Source organism: Knoellia sinensis KCTC 19936, from assembly GCF_000768705.1.
GTDB classification, from domain to species: Bacteria; Actinomycetota; Actinomycetes; order Actinomycetales; family Dermatophilaceae; genus Knoellia; species Knoellia sinensis.
This window is the reverse complement of sequence record NZ_AVPJ01000016.1, coordinates 1-16326: the sequence shown is the minus strand read 5'-3', so window position 1 is coordinate 16326 and position 16326 is coordinate 1. Positions and strand designations below refer to the sequence as shown.

Genomic DNA, 16326 nt, shown 5'->3' with positions numbered 1-16326 from the left:
GTTCGACTCTGTGCCCCGTTGGGACACCGGGCGAGGCGCTTCGCGCCGATGGCCGCGTCCCAACGGGGCACAAAGTCGGCGGAGGGCACACGGCGGAACACAAGGAGTTTGAGAAGGCGATGGCGCACTACCAGGCACGCGGGCACATCCCAGCGAAACGGCATACGCAACATCGTTCGGACGACGGAAGCCTCTACTTCGAGGAGCTCATGGGCGAGGAGGGCTTCTCGTCGGACAGTTCCTTGCTCTATCACCGCAACATCCCGTCGACCATCACGTCGACTCGCATCTGGGACATCCAGGGGCAGGCGACGACGCCGAACCACCCGCTCGCGCCGCTGCACCTCAAGCTGCACGACCTCTTCGCCGACGAGGCGTCGACCAAGACCGACGTCGTCACCGGCCGACGGCTCGTCCTCGGCAACGGCGACGTGCGCATCTCCTACGTCGTCGCGACCGAGACCAGCCCCTGGTATCGCAACGGCATCGGCGACGAGTGCCTCTTCGTCGAGCACGGTGAGGCCCGCGTTGAGACGGTGTTCGGGGCGTTCGACCTCGCTGAGGGCGACTACCTCATCGTGCCGAGGGCGACGAACCACCGCTGGATCCCCACTGCCGCAAGCGAATCCGCCGACGGCAAGCCCCTCGCCGTCTATGCCATCGAGGCCAACTCGCACATCGCGCCGCCGAAGCGCTACCTCAGCAAGTACGGGCAACTGCTCGAGCACGCGCCCTACTGCGAGCGCGACCTGCGCACCCCCAGCGAGGCACTGCTCGCCGAGCACATCGGGGCGAGTGCGGACGACGAGACCGAGGTCTACATCAAGCACCGCGGCAACGGTCCTGGTGGTGTCGTCGGCACGATCCACACCCAGCCGCACCACCCGCTCGACGTCGTCGGTTGGGACGGGTGCCTCTATCCCTACGTGTTCAACGTCCGCGACTTCGAGCCGATCACCGGCCGCGTGCACCAGCCGCCGCCCGTGCACCAGGTCTTCGAGGGCTACAACTTCGTCATCTGCAACTTTGTCCCGCGCAAGGTCGACTACCACCCGTTGTCGATCCCGGTGCCGTACTACCACTCGAACGTCGACTCCGACGAGGTCATGTTCTATGTCGCCGGCGACTACGAGGCGCGCAAGGGTTCGGGCATCGGCAAGGGGTCGATCTCGCTGCACCCCGGCGGTCACGCACACGGTCCGCAGCCGGGCGCCTATGAGGCGGCCATCGGGGTCGAGTACTTCGACGAGCTCGCCGTCATGGTCGACACGTTCCGTCCGCTGGAGATCGGCGAGGCCGGGCGCGCGTCGGACGACGGGCTCTATGCCCAGTCGTGGTCGCGCGGCGAGAAGCGCGGGGCGAGCGAGCCCGAGACGCACTCCTGAGCCGCTGCCGACCCGTCCCCCTCACAAACCTAGGCTGCGCGAATGCCCCCGGAGACATCGCAGACGCTCGACCGCGGTATCCGCGTCGTCGAGCTGCTCGCCATGCCCGAGCACTCGGCCGGGCTGACGATCAGTGAGCTGGCCGGGCTGCTCGCGACGGGTCGCCCGGTCGTCTATCGGCTCGTCGCGACGCTCGAGTCGCACGACCTCGTGACGCGTCGTGACGGGCGAGTGCGGTTGGGGTTGGGGCTGCACCGGTTGGCTGCCGCCGTCGTGCCGTCGATCCGTGAGGCGGCGCTGCCTGCGTTGCGGGTCCTGGCGGATGCCGCGGGAGCGACGGCGCACCTGACCGTCGCCGAGGGTGACGAGGCCGTGGCGCTCGTCGTTGTCGAGCCGCGGTGGACGGATTATCACGTCGCTTATCGCGAGGGTGCTCGTCACCCGCTCGATGTCGGTGCCGGTGGTCGGGCGCTGCTCGCGGGGCGCGCCGGTCGTGCGGGCCGCGAACCGCAAGTGGTTGCGTCGTCGGGTGAGCTCCAGGCGGGCGCGTTCGGCTTGGCGGTTGCGCTGCCTCGATCGGGCGGGTCGGGCGGGTCGGAACCCGGGGTCGAGGCGTCGGTCGGGGTGGTGGCGTTGCACGAGTTGAGTGCCGAGGCGATCGGACCTCTCGTATGCCGTGCCGCCGCCGATCTCGCCCGCGCCCTCAGCTGACGCTCACCTGCACAACGGCAAACCTCCTGGGGGGCGGCTCGTGGCCGGGCCCTGCGTGAGGGGTCGGTTTCAGGAGTGTCTTTGCTCCCGCTCATGACGCAAGCCTGCGATGCCCTCAGAAGGTGAAGCGGGTGCAGTCCTTGGGGAAGGCGAACCAGGCCATCGCTCGCCGGGGAGTGATGACCCGCAGCCCGCCGCCATCCTCGCCCGACCACGAGTCCGGGCCGGGCGAGTAGTCGCTGTCGGCATACTTCCGGAACGCCTCCGAGAGCCGCACGCCCAGCCCGTCGGCGTCGGCGCGCGTGGCCTCCGACTCGCCCTCGATGATGACGACCTCTGTGCCGCTCTCGAGCGTCAGAGTCACCGCCGGGTTCTTCTCGACATTGCGCGTATGCCGTGTGGTCGGCGCTCCGTCGTACCAGAACTTCCCGTCGAGCCAGACTCCCCATCGGGGGACGGAGTGCGGTGTGCCGTCGGGTCGGACGCTGCTGATCCAGTAGTGCTTCGACTCCACGAGTCGGGGCTCGACGTCGGCCCAGGTCAACTGACCCTCGGAGGTCGTCGGGATGCCGTAGCCGTCGGGGAACACAGGACGGTCGGCGGTCGGTTGCGGTGCGTTCGGCGTCGTATCCATCCTTCGACGCTAAACCCGGGTTCCGACAGCCGCCCACGAGCCGCTCGCTCGCGACGTCGAGCACGCCCCCGCCGACAGATTCTCTCTGGCGCGATTCGACCAATCGCAGCACACTGGAGGCGTGCCACACCGAGCAGGTGAGTCATGAACGCGGGAGCTGTCGCGGATGGGGGCGAGGACCAGGCGACGGCCCACGGGGCCATCGTGTGCACCCGGCAGGTCGATGTCGACCCGGTGCACGCGTTCGAGGTGTTCACCGAGCGCTTCGGCGACTGGTGGGATCCTCGACTGACGTCGGACCCGTCGACCTACGAGGGTGCGGACGTCGAGGAGGTCGAGGGAGGCGCGGTCGTACTCCATCACGACGGTGAGGACTACCCGATCGGCGAAGTGACCGAGTGGACCACCGGCGAGCGGTTCGCGATGTCGTTCCACCTGTCGCTGCCCCGCGCTCATCCCACGGAGCTCATCGTCGACTTCGAACCGGTCGATGACGGCACCCTCGTGACCCTCACCCATGACGGGTGGGGTCCGGACAACGTGGCTCGCCGAGGCAAGTTCACCGAGTGGCCGCACCTTCTGGGGAGGTTCGCCGCAGTCGCGGAGGAATGACCCCTGCCTCGCTAGGCTCGGATGCCATGACGGACACGGCCTTGGAGCTGGGACTCGACACCTTCGGCGACATCGCGCTCGGACCCGACGGGGAGCCACTTCCGGCAGCCGTCGTCGTCCGCGAGGTCCTCACCGAGGGGCAGCTGGCGGAGGAGCTCGGCCTCGACTTCTTCGGGGTGGGGGAGCACCACCGCCCCGACTACGCGATCTCGGCGCCGGACACCGTCCTCGCTGGACTGGCGACGACGACCGAGCGCATCCGGCTCGGCACGTCCGTCACCGTCCTCAGCTCCGACGACCCGATCCGGGTGTTCCAGCGGTTCTCGACCGTGGACGCGCTCTCGAACGGGCGGGCCGAGATCACGGTCGGCCGGGGCTCGTTCATCGAGTCGTTCCCGCTGTTCGGGTTGTCGCTCGACGACTACGAGGTGCTGTTCAGTGAGAAGCTCGACCTGCTGGCAAAGGTGTTGCAGGAGAAGCCCTTTGAGTGGTCGGGCACGACGCGTCCGCCGGTGAAGTCCGGGCCGATCATGCCGCCCACCGAGTCCGGACACCTGCGCACCTGGGTCGGGGTCGGCGGGACACCGGCGTCGGTGGTGCGGGCGGCGCAGTACGGCCTGCCCATCGTCATCGCGATCATCGGTGGGCCGTCGGCTCAGTTCGCGCCCCTTGCCGACCTCTATCGGCGGGCATGCAAGGAACTCGAGCAGGGGGACCTGCCGATCGGGGTGCACTCGCCCGGGCACGTCGCGGCGACGGACGAGCAGGCGGTGGAGGAGTACCTCCCGTATTTCATGGAGCAGATGCGCAAGCTCGGCCGCGAGCGCGGGTGGGCCCCGATGTCCGAGGAGGCGGCGCGCGCCCAGATGGGCCCGCAGGGCGCGGCCTATTGCGGCTCGCCGGAGACGGTCGCGCGCAAGATCGTCGCGACGGTGCGGACGCTGGGGGCGTCGCGCTTCCAGTTCAAGTACTCCAACGGGCGCCTCCCGCACGACCTGCGCATGTCCTCGATCAGGCTGTTCGGCGGGGAGGTCGCACCCCGCGTGCGAGAGCTGCTCGCAGACGACTCGGACTGAGGTCGGCGCCTGCCTGCGGGGTTGTCGTGCAGCGCTGTGCACTGCTGCGCTGTGCCTCAGCAGTGCACAGCCTGACTGTGCAGTGCTGCGCTGCAGCACAGCAGTGCACAGTGCCGCCTCGCACCCTCTGACCTCAGCGGCCGACTGGGTCTTGAGGTCGGGGCTCGATGAGCGGACCATGAGTTATGGGCGTCGTCGAGTTCGAACTGGCCCGCGTCGTGCACGCGCCGATCGACGACGTGTTCGCACGGCTGGCTGACATCAACGGCTACGACGAGTGGATGCCGCGCCAGGGCAGCATCCGGCGCCACTCCGAGCAGACCTCACCCGACCCGTCGGCGCTGGGCACGACCTATGTCGATCGCACGTTGGCCGGGCGCACACCCGGGGAGATCGCCGAGTACGACCGCCCCACACGCCTCGTCTTTCATTGGTGGGACAAGTCCAAACGAGGAAAGGTCCACGCAGAGGGCTGGCCGGCATACCGGCTCGAAGCCAAGGGTGACCACACGACCTTGGTGCACCATCACGTGAAACTCGAGACGCACGGGGTCTATCGCGCGGCGACGCCGCTCTTCCACTGGATGGCCGTGCGCGAACGCACCACCACCGTGGAAGCGCTCCAGGCCTCGTTCGGTCACCATCACGACGATTAGGTATGCCGTCCAGGCACCTTGCTTGCAGAGTGCTAGCATGGCGAGATGACGACGCTCTACATCAGGGACGTCTCTCCCGAGGTCGCGGAGACCCTCAAGTCGCGGGCGGCCGCCGAAGGACAGTCGCTCTCGGCCTATGTCGCCGCGCAGCTCGAGAAGGTCGCTGCCCGTCCCAGCAACGCACAGGTGGTGGAACGCTTGCGAGCGCGGGATCGTTCGAACGGGCCGACGACTGACGAGATCCTGGACGCTGTTCAGGCCGAGCGGCGTTGATCGTCGTCGATGCCTCGGCCATGGTCGAGGCTCTCGTCGGCATTGGCCCTGACGCAGGCCTGCTCGAGGCCCTCGGTGGTGACTTGGCCGCACCCCATCTCCTGGATGTGGAAGTCATGTCAGTGCTGCGCGGGCTGGTCCTCGGCGGCAAGCTCGACGAGCCGGCAGCGGAGCAGGCGCGCCACGACTTCTTCGAGTTCACGATTCACCGGCACGAGTTGGCCCCCCTGGCTGAGCGCGTCTGGGGATTGCGGCATCAGTTCGGCGCGTATGACGCCGCCTACCTCGCCCTGGCCGAGGGGTTGGACGCCCCGCTCGTCACGTGTGACGCGAAGTTGGCGACAAGGGGCCACACTGCGCAGGTTCAAGTCGTCCCGGCCTCCCGGCGCTGAGTCAGCGGCACCGGAGGCGCTCGTTGATCGTTCCGTTGGGCCGGGTGTTGGTGTGCTCGGTGTGGTGGACCCGCAGGGTTGAGCCGTCGGAGCCCTTGGCGCGGATGGAGATCATGAACGTCCCGTTGGAGGTCTTCTTCTTCTCGTTGAAGTTGCCGTGGATCGTGAACCTGCCGCTGTAGCTCGGCAGGTTCGCGTCGCGGAACGGCACGGCCGAGAAGCGCCCCTGGTCCTTGAACATCGTGTGCACCCGCCCGTCGGGGAAGACGGTCTCGTGCACGACGCTGTTCCCCCTCGTGGTGATCGTGTAGAGGGGTGCGTTCTCCGTGTCCCCGCACGCCCAGAGGACATCGACGAAGGTTTCCGTGGCTCCTTTGGTCGTGGTGGTCGTCGTGGTCGGGGGAGCCGCGTACGCCGGAGCGGCCACGAGGACGAAGGACGGAGCGAGGAGTGCAATGGCAAGTCGTCGAAGCATGAGGTCCTCCCGTACGTCGAATTCCCTGAGCGTCACTCACGTTCCTCGCACCGGCGGGGGCGTGCCAATAGCCCCCGCGTGCCCCCACCGAGGCGCGCAATCGGGTGAGGCCCACGCGGTAGGTCGCGGGAACCCTGACGAAATCATGGAATCCGCTGAGGGTCGACATCGCGATGCAGCACACTCCACCCGTGAAGCACATGCTCCTGACCCTTGCTGTCCTCGCAACCGTCGCGTGCGCCTGCTCGGCCTCCCCGACGTCATCCGCCCCTGCGAGCTCGGCATCGACCACGCCGACGACGTCGGTCGCATCAGCAGCCTCGACGGCTGCGGCCAGTGCCACGCCCTCGGTGTCGGCGACGACTCCCGAGGAAGTGGGAGAAGCGCTGGGTGCCAAGATCGCGTTCTATGCCGTGGCCAAGGCGGCCGGCATGGACGACAGCGCCAAGATGGACGAGCTGGCCAGCGGTACGTGCACCCGGATCGAATCAGGGAAGCCGGCCGATGTCGGCCCCTGGCTCAAGGACACGTTCCAGCTCCAGAGCGACGCGGCGGCGAAGGTCGCGATCGCCGCGATCGAGTTCCAGTGCCCGGAGTTCAGGTCCATGGTGGGTTCCTGACTCGGTCCATCTCACGCTGCGCGAGCCGACCGCGCGCCTCAGGCTGCGACGGGGTGCTTGCGCGGGCGGCCGGCGCGCGGTTTGCGCGCGACGACCGCGCCCTCGTGGAGGATCTCGCCTCCCCAGACGCCCCAGCGCTCGCCGCGGTCGAGGGCCTCGGTGAGGCACTGCTGTCGGACGGGACAGCCTCCGCACAACGCCTGCGCCAGTTCGATGTCGGCGGGCGCGTCGGCGAACCACAGGTCGTCGGAACGGACCTGGCAAGGAAGCCTGCTCACCGCTTCAGCGGGCGTTGCGGGCGGCCTGGACCCGGGCGCGAACCCGGCGGATGACGTGGAGCGAGGAGCCGGGACGCTCCTGCGTCTCGGGGTAGAGGCCGTAGCGGGCGTGCATCTCGGCCCGGACCGCTTCGGGGGTGAGGAACGTGGTGTTCATGACCGGTCCTTCCTGACCTGTGTCGGTGGCAGCGGTTGCTGACACGTCCACAGTCGTCGCCTGAGGTAGGCCCCCACATCGGGCAGGTGCCGTATTTCGTGCGTGGGAGCTACCTCAGGCGCACCTTTTCGTCACTACCTCAGGCGCGCGTATGCCGTCCGCCCGCGACCCGCTTCCCGCCCCGGATCGAGGTGGGCTGGTTCGCCTGCGGTTGCGGGGTTGGAGGGGGTCATGAGGGGTCGGGCCAGGGAGTGTCTTTGCGCCACACCGTGACGCAAGCCGGATCGCAGCGACCCCTTGGATCGAGGTCCGTACCTGCTAGTCGGTGAGGTTCGGGTCGCCTTCGATCGTTCCGGCGGTCAGTCGCGTTCGTCGTCCAGCTGATCGGCCAAGCTCATGACGACCACGGCCGCCTCGCGTCCGAAGTCGGTGATCGTGAGGTCATCACCCTGTCGCGTCCAGAGCGCCATGTCGTCGAAGAGCGCCACACATCGTCCAATCCTGCCGTCCGAGATGTCCCGCCACACGTCGATGAACTCGTGAACCTCGCCATATCGATCGGCGAATCCACCTGTCTCCCATTCGTCCTCGCGCACGTCCTCGAGATCGATCTCCCCGTCGGGCGACACCATGGCGCGCAGCAGGATGTGAGCCAGCATGTCGGTGGGGTTGTGCTCGACGCGTTCCAGCAGCGACACGACCTGTGTGATGGCGCCGATCAGCGGATCACCTGACACAGCCTCCGCCCGGAGTGCTCGGGTCGACGTCACCCGGATCACCTCGGTGGCCTGCCCCACCCACCACAACCGGTCGAGTGCAAGATTCTCGCCGGCACGCCGGATCGACGACGCGCGCGCCCGGGCATCGTGATCCTTGGCCTCGGGAGTCAGCTTCGCCGCTGCCCAGGCGCCGTGTGGATCCGCGAGCGCCTCGTAGCGCCGCTCCCACGTCGCGAGGTCCAGTGCTGCGAATGCCTCCTGCGCGAGCGCCGGCTTGAGGACTCCGGTGCTCGTCACCGCCTTGCCGTCACCGAGCCAGTCGAGGAGCGCCGAGAGCTTGCGGGCGAAGCCGGACTCGGCGGCCTGCCGCACTGCAACACTCGGTATGCCGCGTCGATAGTGCGGATAGACGCTCGCCATATCGTCGGGGTCAGGTTCACCGACGTGCTCGCCGGCCGCAGGGGCGCCGCCCCCAAGCATCTGGCTCGCCACCTCTGTGGCACGCACACCCATCGCCGACCTCGGGGAGGGATCGGGCATGAGCCGGATGCGCTCCTCGGTCGGCAGCGCGTTCCATGCGGCCATGATCCGGTCGAGGCGGGCCTGCATCTCCTCCATCGTGGCGACTCCGTCGAGCTCGATGCCGATCGAGGACCCGAAGTCCTGGAGGACACGCCCCTGCGACCAGTTGGAACGGTCGCCGGTGGCCTCCGCCATCGCGGGCAGGGCCCGACGCAGCTCCTTGACGAGGTCGGCCGGTGCCGCCGAGCCCGACGTCATGCGGCCGGTCGCGCGCAGGAACCGCCAGTACGTGTCGAGGCTGTCGCGTAGGGCGTCGCGGTCGGGGAGTGCGGTGGGACCATTGGCTGGCCACCGATGCAGCACGAGGTTGCGCGCGGATCCCGGGGGCCAGGCCTGCGCCGACCGCTCGTCGTACTTCGTGACCAGGTCGAGCACCGTCTCCAGCAGGGCGAGGTCGAGTGGCCGCTTCTTCGACTCGGCCCAGCGAGCAGCGTGGGTCAGAAGGAGGTCGTGGTCACCGGAGCCACCCGGCGCTGAGGTCGAGGACATGACGCTCACTGTTCCACGATTCGTTGGAGGCGCCGCGACGGGCGACGAGCCGTCCCCCGGCCTCGATGCAGCGGTGACCTTCTGGCGGCCCCGCGGCCTACTTTGTCACGAGCGCAGCGATCTTGTTGGCGTCCAGCATCGTGTACCAAGGGTCGCCGTTGGGTGCCACGACGATGCCCTCTGGCCCACTGCCCTTGACGGCCTTGAACTCGCTGATGACGCCGGCGTTGGTGATGCTGGCGGCGTTGCCCTTGAGCGTTTGCGTGAACCAGATGCTGCCGTCGGCGCCGGCGGCGATGTTGGCGGGGCCATTGGTGGGCAGCGGGAAGAAGTCGCTGGTGCTGTCGGCCGGGTCGACGTAGCCGACTCCCGCCTCTGCTGAGGTGAGGAAGTTCGGGAATCGGGCGGAGAACCAGACCCTCCCGTCGACCGGTGAGACGGTGAGGTCAACCGCCGCGGCATTGACAACGAAGGTGTCCGTGACCGCGCCCGTGCCCTCGTCGATGCGGCCGATGTTGCTGGTGCCATCCGGGTTGTGCTGGGACTGCGCGAACCAGGCGTCGCCGGCCCCGTCCACGGCGATGTCGGCCGGGTCGATCACGTCGATCGTGGTGAACTGCTGGGTCGAGAGGTTGTAGCGCCAGACCACGTCTGCGTTGAAGTCGCTGATCCACACGTCGCTGCCGCTCACGGCCACGCTGTCGACCGAACTGGCCGAGCGCTCAGCTGTCGCAATCGGCACCGGCGGCTCGAAGGCAAGAGTCGACACGTTGAACCGGATCAGGTCCCCGCCGTTGGCGGTGATGTAGAGAATGTTGCCCGGGCCATGGGCGATGTCGCTGATGCCGCACGAGTTGCACCCGTCGGCCGCGGTCACATCGAACTCGGTGATCGCACCGGACGGAGTGATGCGCGCGATCTTCGCGAAGTTGACGTTGTTGTCGCTCTCGGTGAACCACCGGTTGCCGTCGGATCCGTTGGTGATGGCGCGAGGCAGACTGTTCGCCGTCGGCACCTTGAACTGCTTCAGCACTCGCGTCGCGGGTGCGGCCAGCGCCGCGCTCCCCATTGACAGCACCAGCCCTGCCGCGAGTGTCGCGGTCAGCACACGCCTCTTGGACATGATTTTCCACCTCTGAACGGGCCGCACAGAGGCGAGCGCTCTAGGACCCCGGCGGCCCACGAGAGGTCCGGACTGTTGCACTCCCCGTCACTCTGGCACCGCCAAGAAGCCGGGCACAATGCCTTCGGGACAATCAGCGACCTTCTGATGTGGCCTGCCGCCGACGCGTCCCCGGCCAGGTCTCGTTGTGGCAGCGTTGCGATCGTGCGTCCACCGCCCGAGGTCCTTGACCTGTATGCCGTGCCCGCGGACTCGGCGCCCCTGGCCGGGGGCCAGGGGCACTCAGCGCTGGCCGGCGACCTCGTGTTGTCACCGGGGCGGGATCCCCGGGTGGCTGTCTGGCTCAACCCGATCATCGCTCGGCTTTCGGCCGACCTCGATCACGAGCGCCCGCGGTCGCTGCGACTGGCCATGCCGATCCCTACCCGTGAGTTGCACTGGGTCGAACAGGGTTGGGGCGCAACACGATTCGAACCCGACACCCGTCCGTGCCAAGAGCTCGACGTCGTGCTCGCCACCGGTCGGCTGCTCCACGCGCGACTGGCGGCCAAGGTCGGAAGCGAGCCGGACGGCATACGGGATCGTGACGACCGGTGGGCACGAGCGGAACGGGTCGCGTTCGACGAGAGGCGGGCGGACGGCATACCGACGGAGGTGGAGGCGCTTGTCGCGCGACTGTCGGCGGAGCGGGACGGGACCGACCTCGGACCGGACCAACTCGTCCACGGTGGCCTCTTCGGGAACGTGCTCCTCGATGGTGAGGGGGTGCCGTTCGTGATCGACTTTGCGCCCTATTGGCGACCCACGCTGTGGGCCGAGGCGGTGTGCGTCCTCGACGCCGTCGTCACGGGGCGCGCGCGGGTGGCGGTGATGGGCGACTGGTCGGTGGGGGCGGCGCGGCAGGCGATGCTGCGGGCGGGGATCTTCCGGTTGCTCAGCGACCTCGAGCCCGATGTGGTGACCTATGAGCACGCTTTCGAAGCCGCCGCGGCAAGGAGACCCGAATGACCAGGCTGGACCCCAGCATCATGAAGCGCTTCCCCGTGGTCGACGTCGAGGACCTGCCGCGGGACCTCCAGGACCGCATCGCGGCCGTGAGTGAGAAGTCCGGGTTCATCCCCAACGTCTTCCTCGGCATCGCCCAGCGCCCGGACGAGATGCGGGCGTTCTTCGACTTCCACGACTCCCTCATGGACCGGGAGACACCCGGCCTGTCCAAGGCCGAGCGCGAGATGATCGTCGTCGCGACAAGTGCTGAAAACGGTTGTCTCTATTGCGTGGTCGCGCATGGAGCCATCGCCCGCATCCGCTCCAAGAACCCCTACATCAGTGACCAACTCGCCACGGACTGGCGCAAGGCGGACCTCGACGAGCGGCAGCGCGCCATCATCTCGGTCGCGGTGAAGCTCGCCGTGCGCCCGGTCGAGATCGTCGATGCCGACCTCGACCTGTTGCGCTCCCACGGCCTCTCGGAGGAGGACGTCCAGGATGTCGGCGCCATCACGGCGTTCTTCGCGATGAGCAACCGCCTCGTCCACTGGAGCGGGCTCATGCCCAATGCGGAGTTCTATGTGATGGGTCGGGTGCCGCGCGACGCGTGAGTTGGCGGCGGACCTCTGGGTCTGGAACCCTGCGGTGTCCGCTCAGGGAGTGTCTTTGCTCCACACGGTGACGCAAGCCGGGCGTCGCGTCAGGCGGCGGCGGGGTGCTTGCGGGGGCGGCCAGCGCGTGGTTTGCGCGGGACGATCGCGCCCTTGTGGAGGATCTCGCCACCCCAGACACCCACGGGTTCGCGGCGGTCGAGCGCGTCCGTGAGGCACTCCCGCCGGAGGGGGCAGGAGTGGCAGAGAGCCTGGGCGCGCTCGATGTCGTCGGGTTCCTCGGCGAACCACAGGTCCTCCGGATGCGCCTGGCAGGGGAGCTGCATCAGAGCACCGCGATTCGGGCGATGTCCGCGATCTCGGCGGGGGTGCCGGCCATGATCGTGCGCGTGTGTTTGGTGACGAGTTCGATGGGCCAGTTCCACCACGCGGCTGCGAGGAGAAGCTCGACTTCTTGGTCGTCGTAGCGTCGCCGAATCGTTCGGGCCGGATTCCCACCCACGACCGTGTATGCCGGCACGTCGCCTGCGACGACGGCTCCCGCCGCGATGATCGCGCCATCGCCGATCGTGACCCCCGGCATGACGGTGACGTTGTGCCCGAACCAGACGTCGTTGCCGACAACGGTGTCGCCGCGGCTCGGCATGGAGGTCACGAGGTCGAGGGTCTGCTCGGCCCAGCGACCGCCGAACATCGTGAACGGGTACGTCGAGACGCCCATGGTCGGGTGCTCCGCGCCGGCCATGAGGAAGCGGGTGCCACTGGCGATGGCGCAATAGCGGCCGATGACGAGGCGTTCGGGACCGTAGGCGTAGAGAACGTTCTGGCACTCGAAGCGCACGGCGCCGATGGGGTCGTCGTAGTACGTGTAGTCGCCGACCTCGATCTGCGGCGAGGTGATCAGTGGGGCGAGGAAGACGACGCGGTCGTGGGCCGGAAGTGGGTGAACGGTGGTGGGGTCGGGCAGAGTGGGAACTGGCACGGTGTGGTCGGGCGCGGGCACAGTGGTGTCCTTCAGGCAGTGAATCGGGTTGCCTCGAGCCTCATCTAGCCTGTGGATCTGATCAACGGCCACTTCCGCATGACTGGCATTAGCCAGAGTGATTGACGACTGCACGACGACACGAGCGACGACACAGCGACGAAGGGGGAGCCGTGGAACTGCGCGACATCGAGATCTTCCTGACTCTGGCCGACGAGCTGCATTTCGGCCGTACGGCGACTCGTCTGCACCTGTCGCAGGCCCGGGTGAGTCAGTCGATCAGTCGCCAGGAACGCGCCCTCGGAGGCGCGCTCTTCGAGCGGACGTCGCGCACGGTCTCACTCACGCCGCTGGGACGGAAGATGCGGGAGGAGTTGCACCCGGCATACACACAACTGCGAAATGCGTTGGCGGCAGGTGCGGTTCAGAGCGGCGGTGAGGGGGAGCGCGTCGCGGGGACGGTGCGGATCGGCGCGATGGCGGCGGTGCCGTCGGAGCTGACGTGGCTCGTTGACGCGTTCGTGGAGCGGCACCCGGAGTGCGATGTCGAGTTCACCGAGTTCCACTTCAGCGACCCGTTGGGGCTCGCGGCGTCAGGGGCCGTGGACCTGCAGGTGATGTGGCGTCCGGTGCCGAGTCCGGGTCTGCGGTCGGGGCCGACGGTGCTGACGGAGGGGCGGCTGCTGGCGGTGCCGGCGGACTCCGAGTTGGCCGGTCGCTCGCGGGTGTCGATGGAGGACCTGGCCGGTCGTACCGTGCCCGATGGGGGGCCGCTGATGCCGCAGGAGTGGCTCCACGCGATCTGTCCGGCGCGGACCCCGGGTGGTCGGATGATTCACCGCGGTCCGCAGGCGCGCACGTTCCATGAACTGTTGGCGCTGATCGCGGCCGGACGCGCGGTAAGCCCGGTGAACGAGCACGTGACGAAGTACTACACGTTCCCGGGGGTCGTGCTCATCCCGATCGAGGATGCGCGGGTGATGGAGTGGGCGCTGGCGCTGCCCGACTCGGTGGCGCCGCCGCCGCACGTGAGCGCGTTCGTGCGCGTCGCCGAAGACCTCGGCCCCCGCGCTGTCGCTGTGCCCTGAATCCGCGGGCTCACCTCGAAGGGGACGGCTGAGGGAGTGTCTTTTGCTCCGCCAGGCGATGCAAGTTGCGCGTCGCGATGCCACGTCGTCGCCGACATCATTCGGGTCCGAGGGCGTCAAGGACGATCGCGCGATTCGACCTGGGCTGCTCCGGACCCGGCGACGTAGCGTGCAGTGCGTCGACTCCCGATCATCTTGTTGACGATGAGCGCTTGCAGGCGGGCGGGATCAGTGCGGGTGCCGTGGCGAGGATGGACACCGCTCACGGTCCCGTCGTCCTCGACCCCCAGGAGGAGATGACCACCTCCCCATAGGCGAGGCACATGACCGCGTGGACGATATCGGTGTCGTGCAGGGCACCTTCGCTGCTCGTTTGACTCGACAGTGAACGTCTCCCCGCCCGCAATCAGCCCTCGCAGATCCCATGTCTCCATAACGCGCAATAACGCGCTCATAACGCGAATGGTCAACGTCTTAACGCGGAGCATGAGTACGTCCTCTATGGCGCCGCTCAGGGTGCCGGAGGGTCCGGATCAGCGCGATGGCGGCGGTGCCGCCGGAGCTGACGTGGCTCGTCGACGCGTTCGTGGAGCGGCACCCTGAGTGCGATGTCGAGTTCACCGAGTTCCACTTCAGTGACCCGTTGGGGCTCGCGACGTCAGGGGCAGTGGACCTCCAGGTGATGTGGCGTCCGGTGCCGAGTCCGGGTCTGCGGTCGGGGCCGACCGTGCTGACGGAGGGGCGGCTGCTGGCTGTGCCGGCGGACTCCGAGTTGGCGGGTCGCTCGCGGGTGTCGCTGGAGGGCCTGGCCGGTCGCACCGTGCCCGATGGGGGGCCGCTGATGCCGCAGGAGTGGCTTCACGCGATCTGCCCGAAGCGCACCCCAGATGGTCGGATGATTCACCGCGGGCCGCAGGCGCGGACGTTTCACGAGTTGCTGGCTCTGGTGGCGGCGGGACGCGCGGTAAGCCCCGTGAACGAGCACGTGCTGAAGTACTACACCTTCCCGGGGGTCGTGCTCATCCCGATCGAGGACGCGCCCGTGACGGAGTGGGCACTGGCACTGCCCGACACGGTCGCACCGCCGCCGCACGTGAACGCGTTCGTCCGCGTCGCCGAAGAACTCGGCCCCCGCGCTGTCGCTGTGCCCTGAGTCCAGCCACCTACTGCGCTGGAGCCTCAGCTCTCCTGATCTTGGAGTTCTTCGGCGGACCCGATGAGATCCGGGAAGGAATCCTCCCAACTGTGCAGCGCCTCGAGGGTGGAAGCGATGACGCCTTCGGAGAACTCGCGCTCAGGTTCGCGAAGTTTGGCTTCGACCCACCGCCCGAAGGCGGCAGGGATCGGGTCGCCGGACGGTGCGGTCACTGCCCAGGCGTCGGCATCCGGATCTATTGCAAACCAGAACTGGCTGGCCAGGGCAAGTGGCAACGTCCCTGCCACCACGCTGGGTTCGATCGCTCCGTCCTCAAACCACTTACTGGCCACCTTCAGGAGATCTTGTCGTTCCGCTGGATCGTCGGCCCCGCAGAGGAGCCCATTCCTCAGGAACCGGTGGGCCGCGAGCGCCCACTCCCCGTGTGGCATCCGGGGTCGGAAGTCATCCGATTCGTCCGGCATCAGACGTTGAGCGAGGTCCACCCGGGCTGACCGATAAGGATCGCCTTCCTGAACTGGATCAGCAAGCAAGCACTCGAGCCAGTAGCGCGGGTCAACGCGGTCGTAGAGAGAACTCGCTTCCCCGGACCCCACAACGTGCCTCACGAAACCGGGGCTCGCACCGGGCCAAGTCGCCAGACAGCTGCGAACGGCTCTCCCGAGGCGGCCTTCCTCAACGGCGTCCGCGAGCTCCTGCCAAGGCAAGTCACCGCTCCATCCGCGAAGCTGGCCCTCGATCGCCCTCAGGTGAGGCGCCTGGGCGAGTGCCTTGACCAGTTCCTCGGGGGACTGACTGCGGTCACTCAGCTGGCCCTCGATGGGATACAGACGCTTCGCCGTCTCAAGTGCTGCAGCCAGCTCGGCACTCGCCCGAGTGCCCTCCTCGGCGCTCTTGCCTGCCTCTGCCACGAGCGCATCGACGTCGGGCGGGAGAGACGCTCCCATGTGGGAGTGCACTGTGGCGGTCACAGATCGAGCCAGGCGTTGAGGCCAGTCGAGACTCCTCGCGGCCAACATCACGGCGTGTCCAGGGGACCAGAAATCGGAATGGGTCGTGATGGCCAGATTCACCAGCGCCCTGTCATCACAGTGTGCAAGGACCAACTCGGCGAACTCGGCACGCTCCGTCGTCAGGACTTCTGCGTAGCCACTCAGGTCCGGGCGAGCATTCTTGCCATGACGGGACCGTCTGAGGATCGCGACGGTCAACTCTTGATCGACCTTGGGGTGCTTCAAGATGTGTCCGTTTGACCGCCTGGTTGTCCAGCTCAAACAGCAGCCACAGACAGAGCCCCGGGGAGTGGTGGGGATTGGG

At 67.9% G+C, this 16326-nt stretch carries 20 protein-coding genes and 1 pseudogene; 12 read left to right on the top strand and 9 right to left on the bottom strand.

From position 1 onward, the window contains the following. Positions 1-119 precede the first annotated feature (119 nt). Positions 120-1385 carry a homogentisate 1,2-dioxygenase gene (locus N802_RS15995; RefSeq protein WP_035918162.1) on the top strand — a complete coding sequence of 422 codons (1266 nt, stop codon included), beginning with the start codon at positions 120-122 and terminating at the stop codon, positions 1383-1385. 42 nt (positions 1386-1427) lie between these two features. Next, entirely contained in the window at positions 1428-2096 is a 669-nt protein-coding gene (locus N802_RS15990) for an IclR family transcriptional regulator (RefSeq protein ID WP_035918160.1), read from the top strand. Between the two features lie 115 nt (positions 2097-2211). Here N802_RS15990 and N802_RS15985 read toward each other — a convergent pair whose 3' ends face one another. Continuing rightward, positions 2212-2730: a pyridoxamine 5'-phosphate oxidase family protein gene (locus N802_RS15985; RefSeq protein ID WP_052110056.1), complete on the bottom strand. Its 519-nt coding sequence runs from the start codon at positions 2728-2730 to the stop codon at positions 2212-2214. A 144-nt stretch (positions 2731-2874) separates the two neighbouring features. On the opposite strand from N802_RS15985, the gene N802_RS15980 reads away from it, so the two are divergent. The 5 genes from N802_RS15980 to N802_RS15960 all read left to right on the top strand — a co-directional run bounded on the left by N802_RS15980 (position 2875) and on the right by N802_RS15960 (position 5739). Further along, a complete protein-coding gene (locus tag N802_RS15980) occupies positions 2875-3342 on the top strand; it encodes an SRPBCC domain-containing protein (protein ID WP_035918157.1) in 468 nt (155 codons plus the stop codon). 26 nt (positions 3343-3368) lie between these two features. Next, positions 3369-4418, top strand: coding sequence for an LLM class flavin-dependent oxidoreductase (locus N802_RS15975; RefSeq protein WP_035918155.1), 1050 nt, complete (start codon positions 3369-3371; stop codon positions 4416-4418). Between the two features lie 185 nt (positions 4419-4603). Beyond that, positions 4604-5074 (top strand): SRPBCC family protein, encoded by a 471-nt coding sequence (locus tag N802_RS15970; RefSeq protein WP_035918153.1) that lies wholly within the window; start codon positions 4604-4606, stop codon positions 5072-5074. Between the two features lie 45 nt (positions 5075-5119). Next, positions 5120-5347, top strand: coding sequence for a FitA-like ribbon-helix-helix domain-containing protein (locus tag N802_RS15965; protein ID WP_035918152.1), 228 nt, complete (start codon positions 5120-5122; stop codon positions 5345-5347). After that, the gene (locus N802_RS15960; RefSeq protein WP_035918151.1) at positions 5344-5739 is read left to right on the top strand and encodes a type II toxin-antitoxin system VapC family toxin; all 396 of its coding nucleotides are present in this window, start codon (positions 5344-5346) and stop codon (positions 5737-5739) included. Before N802_RS15965 ends, N802_RS15960 begins: the two co-directional genes overlap by 4 nt. A 1-nt stretch (position 5740) precedes the next feature. Here N802_RS15960 and N802_RS15955 read toward each other — a convergent pair whose 3' ends face one another. Continuing rightward, positions 5741-6214, bottom strand: coding sequence for a hypothetical protein (locus tag N802_RS15955; protein WP_156971463.1), 474 nt, complete (start codon positions 6212-6214; stop codon positions 5741-5743). Positions 6215-6405: 191 nt separating this feature from the next. Here N802_RS15955 and N802_RS15950 point away from each other — a divergent pair, with 191 nt between their 5' ends. After that, a complete protein-coding gene (locus tag N802_RS15950; RefSeq protein WP_156971462.1) occupies positions 6406-6834 on the top strand; it encodes a hypothetical protein in 429 nt (142 codons plus the stop codon). Positions 6835-6872: 38 nt separating this feature from the next. On the opposite strand, the gene N802_RS15945 is transcribed toward N802_RS15950, so the two are convergent. From N802_RS15945 to N802_RS15935, 4 genes are all read right to left on the bottom strand, one after another. After that, entirely contained in the window at positions 6873-7112 is a 240-nt protein-coding gene (locus N802_RS15945) for a WhiB family transcriptional regulator (protein WP_035918148.1), read from the bottom strand. Positions 7113-7116: 4 nt separating this feature from the next. Continuing rightward, positions 7117-7269, bottom strand: coding sequence for a hypothetical protein (locus tag N802_RS20330; RefSeq protein WP_156971461.1), 153 nt, complete (start codon positions 7267-7269; stop codon positions 7117-7119). Between the two features lie 359 nt (positions 7270-7628). Then, positions 7629-9059 (bottom strand): hypothetical protein, encoded by a 1431-nt coding sequence (locus N802_RS15940; RefSeq protein WP_156971460.1) that lies wholly within the window; start codon positions 9057-9059, stop codon positions 7629-7631. Between the two features lie 97 nt (positions 9060-9156). Then, on the bottom strand, positions 9157-10182 hold the full coding sequence (locus tag N802_RS15935; RefSeq protein ID WP_035918146.1) for a Vgb family protein: 1026 nt from the start codon (positions 10180-10182) through the stop codon (positions 9157-9159). Between the two features lie 204 nt (positions 10183-10386). Between N802_RS15935 and N802_RS15930 the strand changes: the two genes are divergently transcribed. Beyond that, positions 10387-11190, top strand: coding sequence for an aminoglycoside phosphotransferase (locus N802_RS15930; RefSeq protein ID WP_052110055.1), 804 nt, complete (start codon positions 10387-10389; stop codon positions 11188-11190). Further along, positions 11187-11783 carry a peroxidase-related enzyme gene (locus N802_RS15925; protein ID WP_084072283.1) on the top strand — a complete coding sequence of 199 codons (597 nt, stop codon included), beginning with the start codon at positions 11187-11189 and terminating at the stop codon, positions 11781-11783. Before N802_RS15930 ends, N802_RS15925 begins: the two co-directional genes overlap by 4 nt. Positions 11784-11872: 89 nt before the next feature. Here the strand turns inward: N802_RS15925 and N802_RS15920 are convergent, their stop codons facing one another. Both N802_RS15920 and N802_RS20930 read right to left on the bottom strand, forming a co-directional pair. Further along, positions 11873-12109: a WhiB family transcriptional regulator gene (locus tag N802_RS15920; protein WP_035918144.1), complete on the bottom strand. Its 237-nt coding sequence runs from the start codon at positions 12107-12109 to the stop codon at positions 11873-11875. Next, on the bottom strand, positions 12109-12765 hold the full coding sequence (locus N802_RS20930) for a CatB-related O-acetyltransferase (RefSeq protein ID WP_425402491.1): 657 nt from the start codon (positions 12763-12765) through the stop codon (positions 12109-12111). The genes N802_RS15920 and N802_RS20930 overlap by 1 nt, the downstream gene beginning before the upstream one ends. A gap of 173 nt (positions 12766-12938) precedes the next feature. On the opposite strand from N802_RS20930, the gene N802_RS15910 reads away from it, so the two are divergent. Continuing rightward, positions 12939-13853, top strand: a complete 915-nt coding sequence (locus N802_RS15910) for a LysR family transcriptional regulator (RefSeq protein ID WP_052110054.1) — start codon at positions 12939-12941, stop codon at positions 13851-13853. A 529-nt stretch (positions 13854-14382) separates the two neighbouring features. Further along, positions 14383-15006 (top strand): annotated as a pseudogene (locus tag N802_RS15900) (LysR substrate-binding domain-containing protein); the annotation flags it as partial. 26 nt (positions 15007-15032) lie between these two features. Here the strand turns inward: N802_RS15900 and N802_RS20520 are convergent. Beyond that, the coding region (locus N802_RS20520; RefSeq protein WP_169743451.1) for a hypothetical protein at positions 15033-16326 on the bottom strand (1294 nt) is incomplete at its 5' end.

What these genes read in the sequence shown, in the direction of transcription:
- N802_RS15955 (WP_156971463.1), bottom strand. Translation starts at nt 6,214, where the DNA reads ATGCTTCGACGACTTGCCATTGCACTCCTCGCTCCGTCCTTCGTCCTC.
- N802_RS15990 (WP_035918160.1), top strand. Translation starts at nt 1,428, where the DNA reads ATGCCCCCGGAGACATCGCAGACGCTCGACCGCGGTATCCGCGTCGTC.
- N802_RS15980 (WP_035918157.1), top strand. Translation starts at nt 2,875, where the DNA reads ATGAACGCGGGAGCTGTCGCGGATGGGGGCGAGGACCAGGCGACGGCC.
- N802_RS15925 (WP_084072283.1), top strand. Translation starts at nt 11,187, where the DNA reads ATGACCAGGCTGGACCCCAGCATCATGAAGCGCTTCCCCGTGGTCGAC.
- N802_RS15965 (WP_035918152.1), top strand. Translation starts at nt 5,120, where the DNA reads ATGACGACGCTCTACATCAGGGACGTCTCTCCCGAGGTCGCGGAGACC.
- N802_RS15975 (WP_035918155.1), top strand. Translation starts at nt 3,369, where the DNA reads ATGACGGACACGGCCTTGGAGCTGGGACTCGACACCTTCGGCGACATC.
- N802_RS15935 (WP_035918146.1), bottom strand. Translation starts at nt 10,182, where the DNA reads ATGTCCAAGAGGCGTGTGCTGACCGCGACACTCGCGGCAGGGCTGGTG.
- N802_RS15940 (WP_156971460.1), bottom strand. Translation starts at nt 9,059, where the DNA reads ATGTCCTCGACCTCAGCGCCGGGTGGCTCCGGTGACCACGACCTCCTT.
- N802_RS15985 (WP_052110056.1), bottom strand. Translation starts at nt 2,730, where the DNA reads ATGGATACGACGCCGAACGCACCGCAACCGACCGCCGACCGTCCTGTG.
- N802_RS15920 (WP_035918144.1), bottom strand. Translation starts at nt 12,109, where the DNA reads ATGCAGCTCCCCTGCCAGGCGCATCCGGAGGACCTGTGGTTCGCCGAG.
- N802_RS20330 (WP_156971461.1), bottom strand. Translation starts at nt 7,269, where the DNA reads ATGAACACCACGTTCCTCACCCCCGAAGCGGTCCGGGCCGAGATGCAC.
- N802_RS15995 (WP_035918162.1), top strand. Translation starts at nt 120, where the DNA reads ATGGCGCACTACCAGGCACGCGGGCACATCCCAGCGAAACGGCATACG.
- N802_RS15970 (WP_035918153.1), top strand. Translation starts at nt 4,604, where the DNA reads ATGGGCGTCGTCGAGTTCGAACTGGCCCGCGTCGTGCACGCGCCGATC.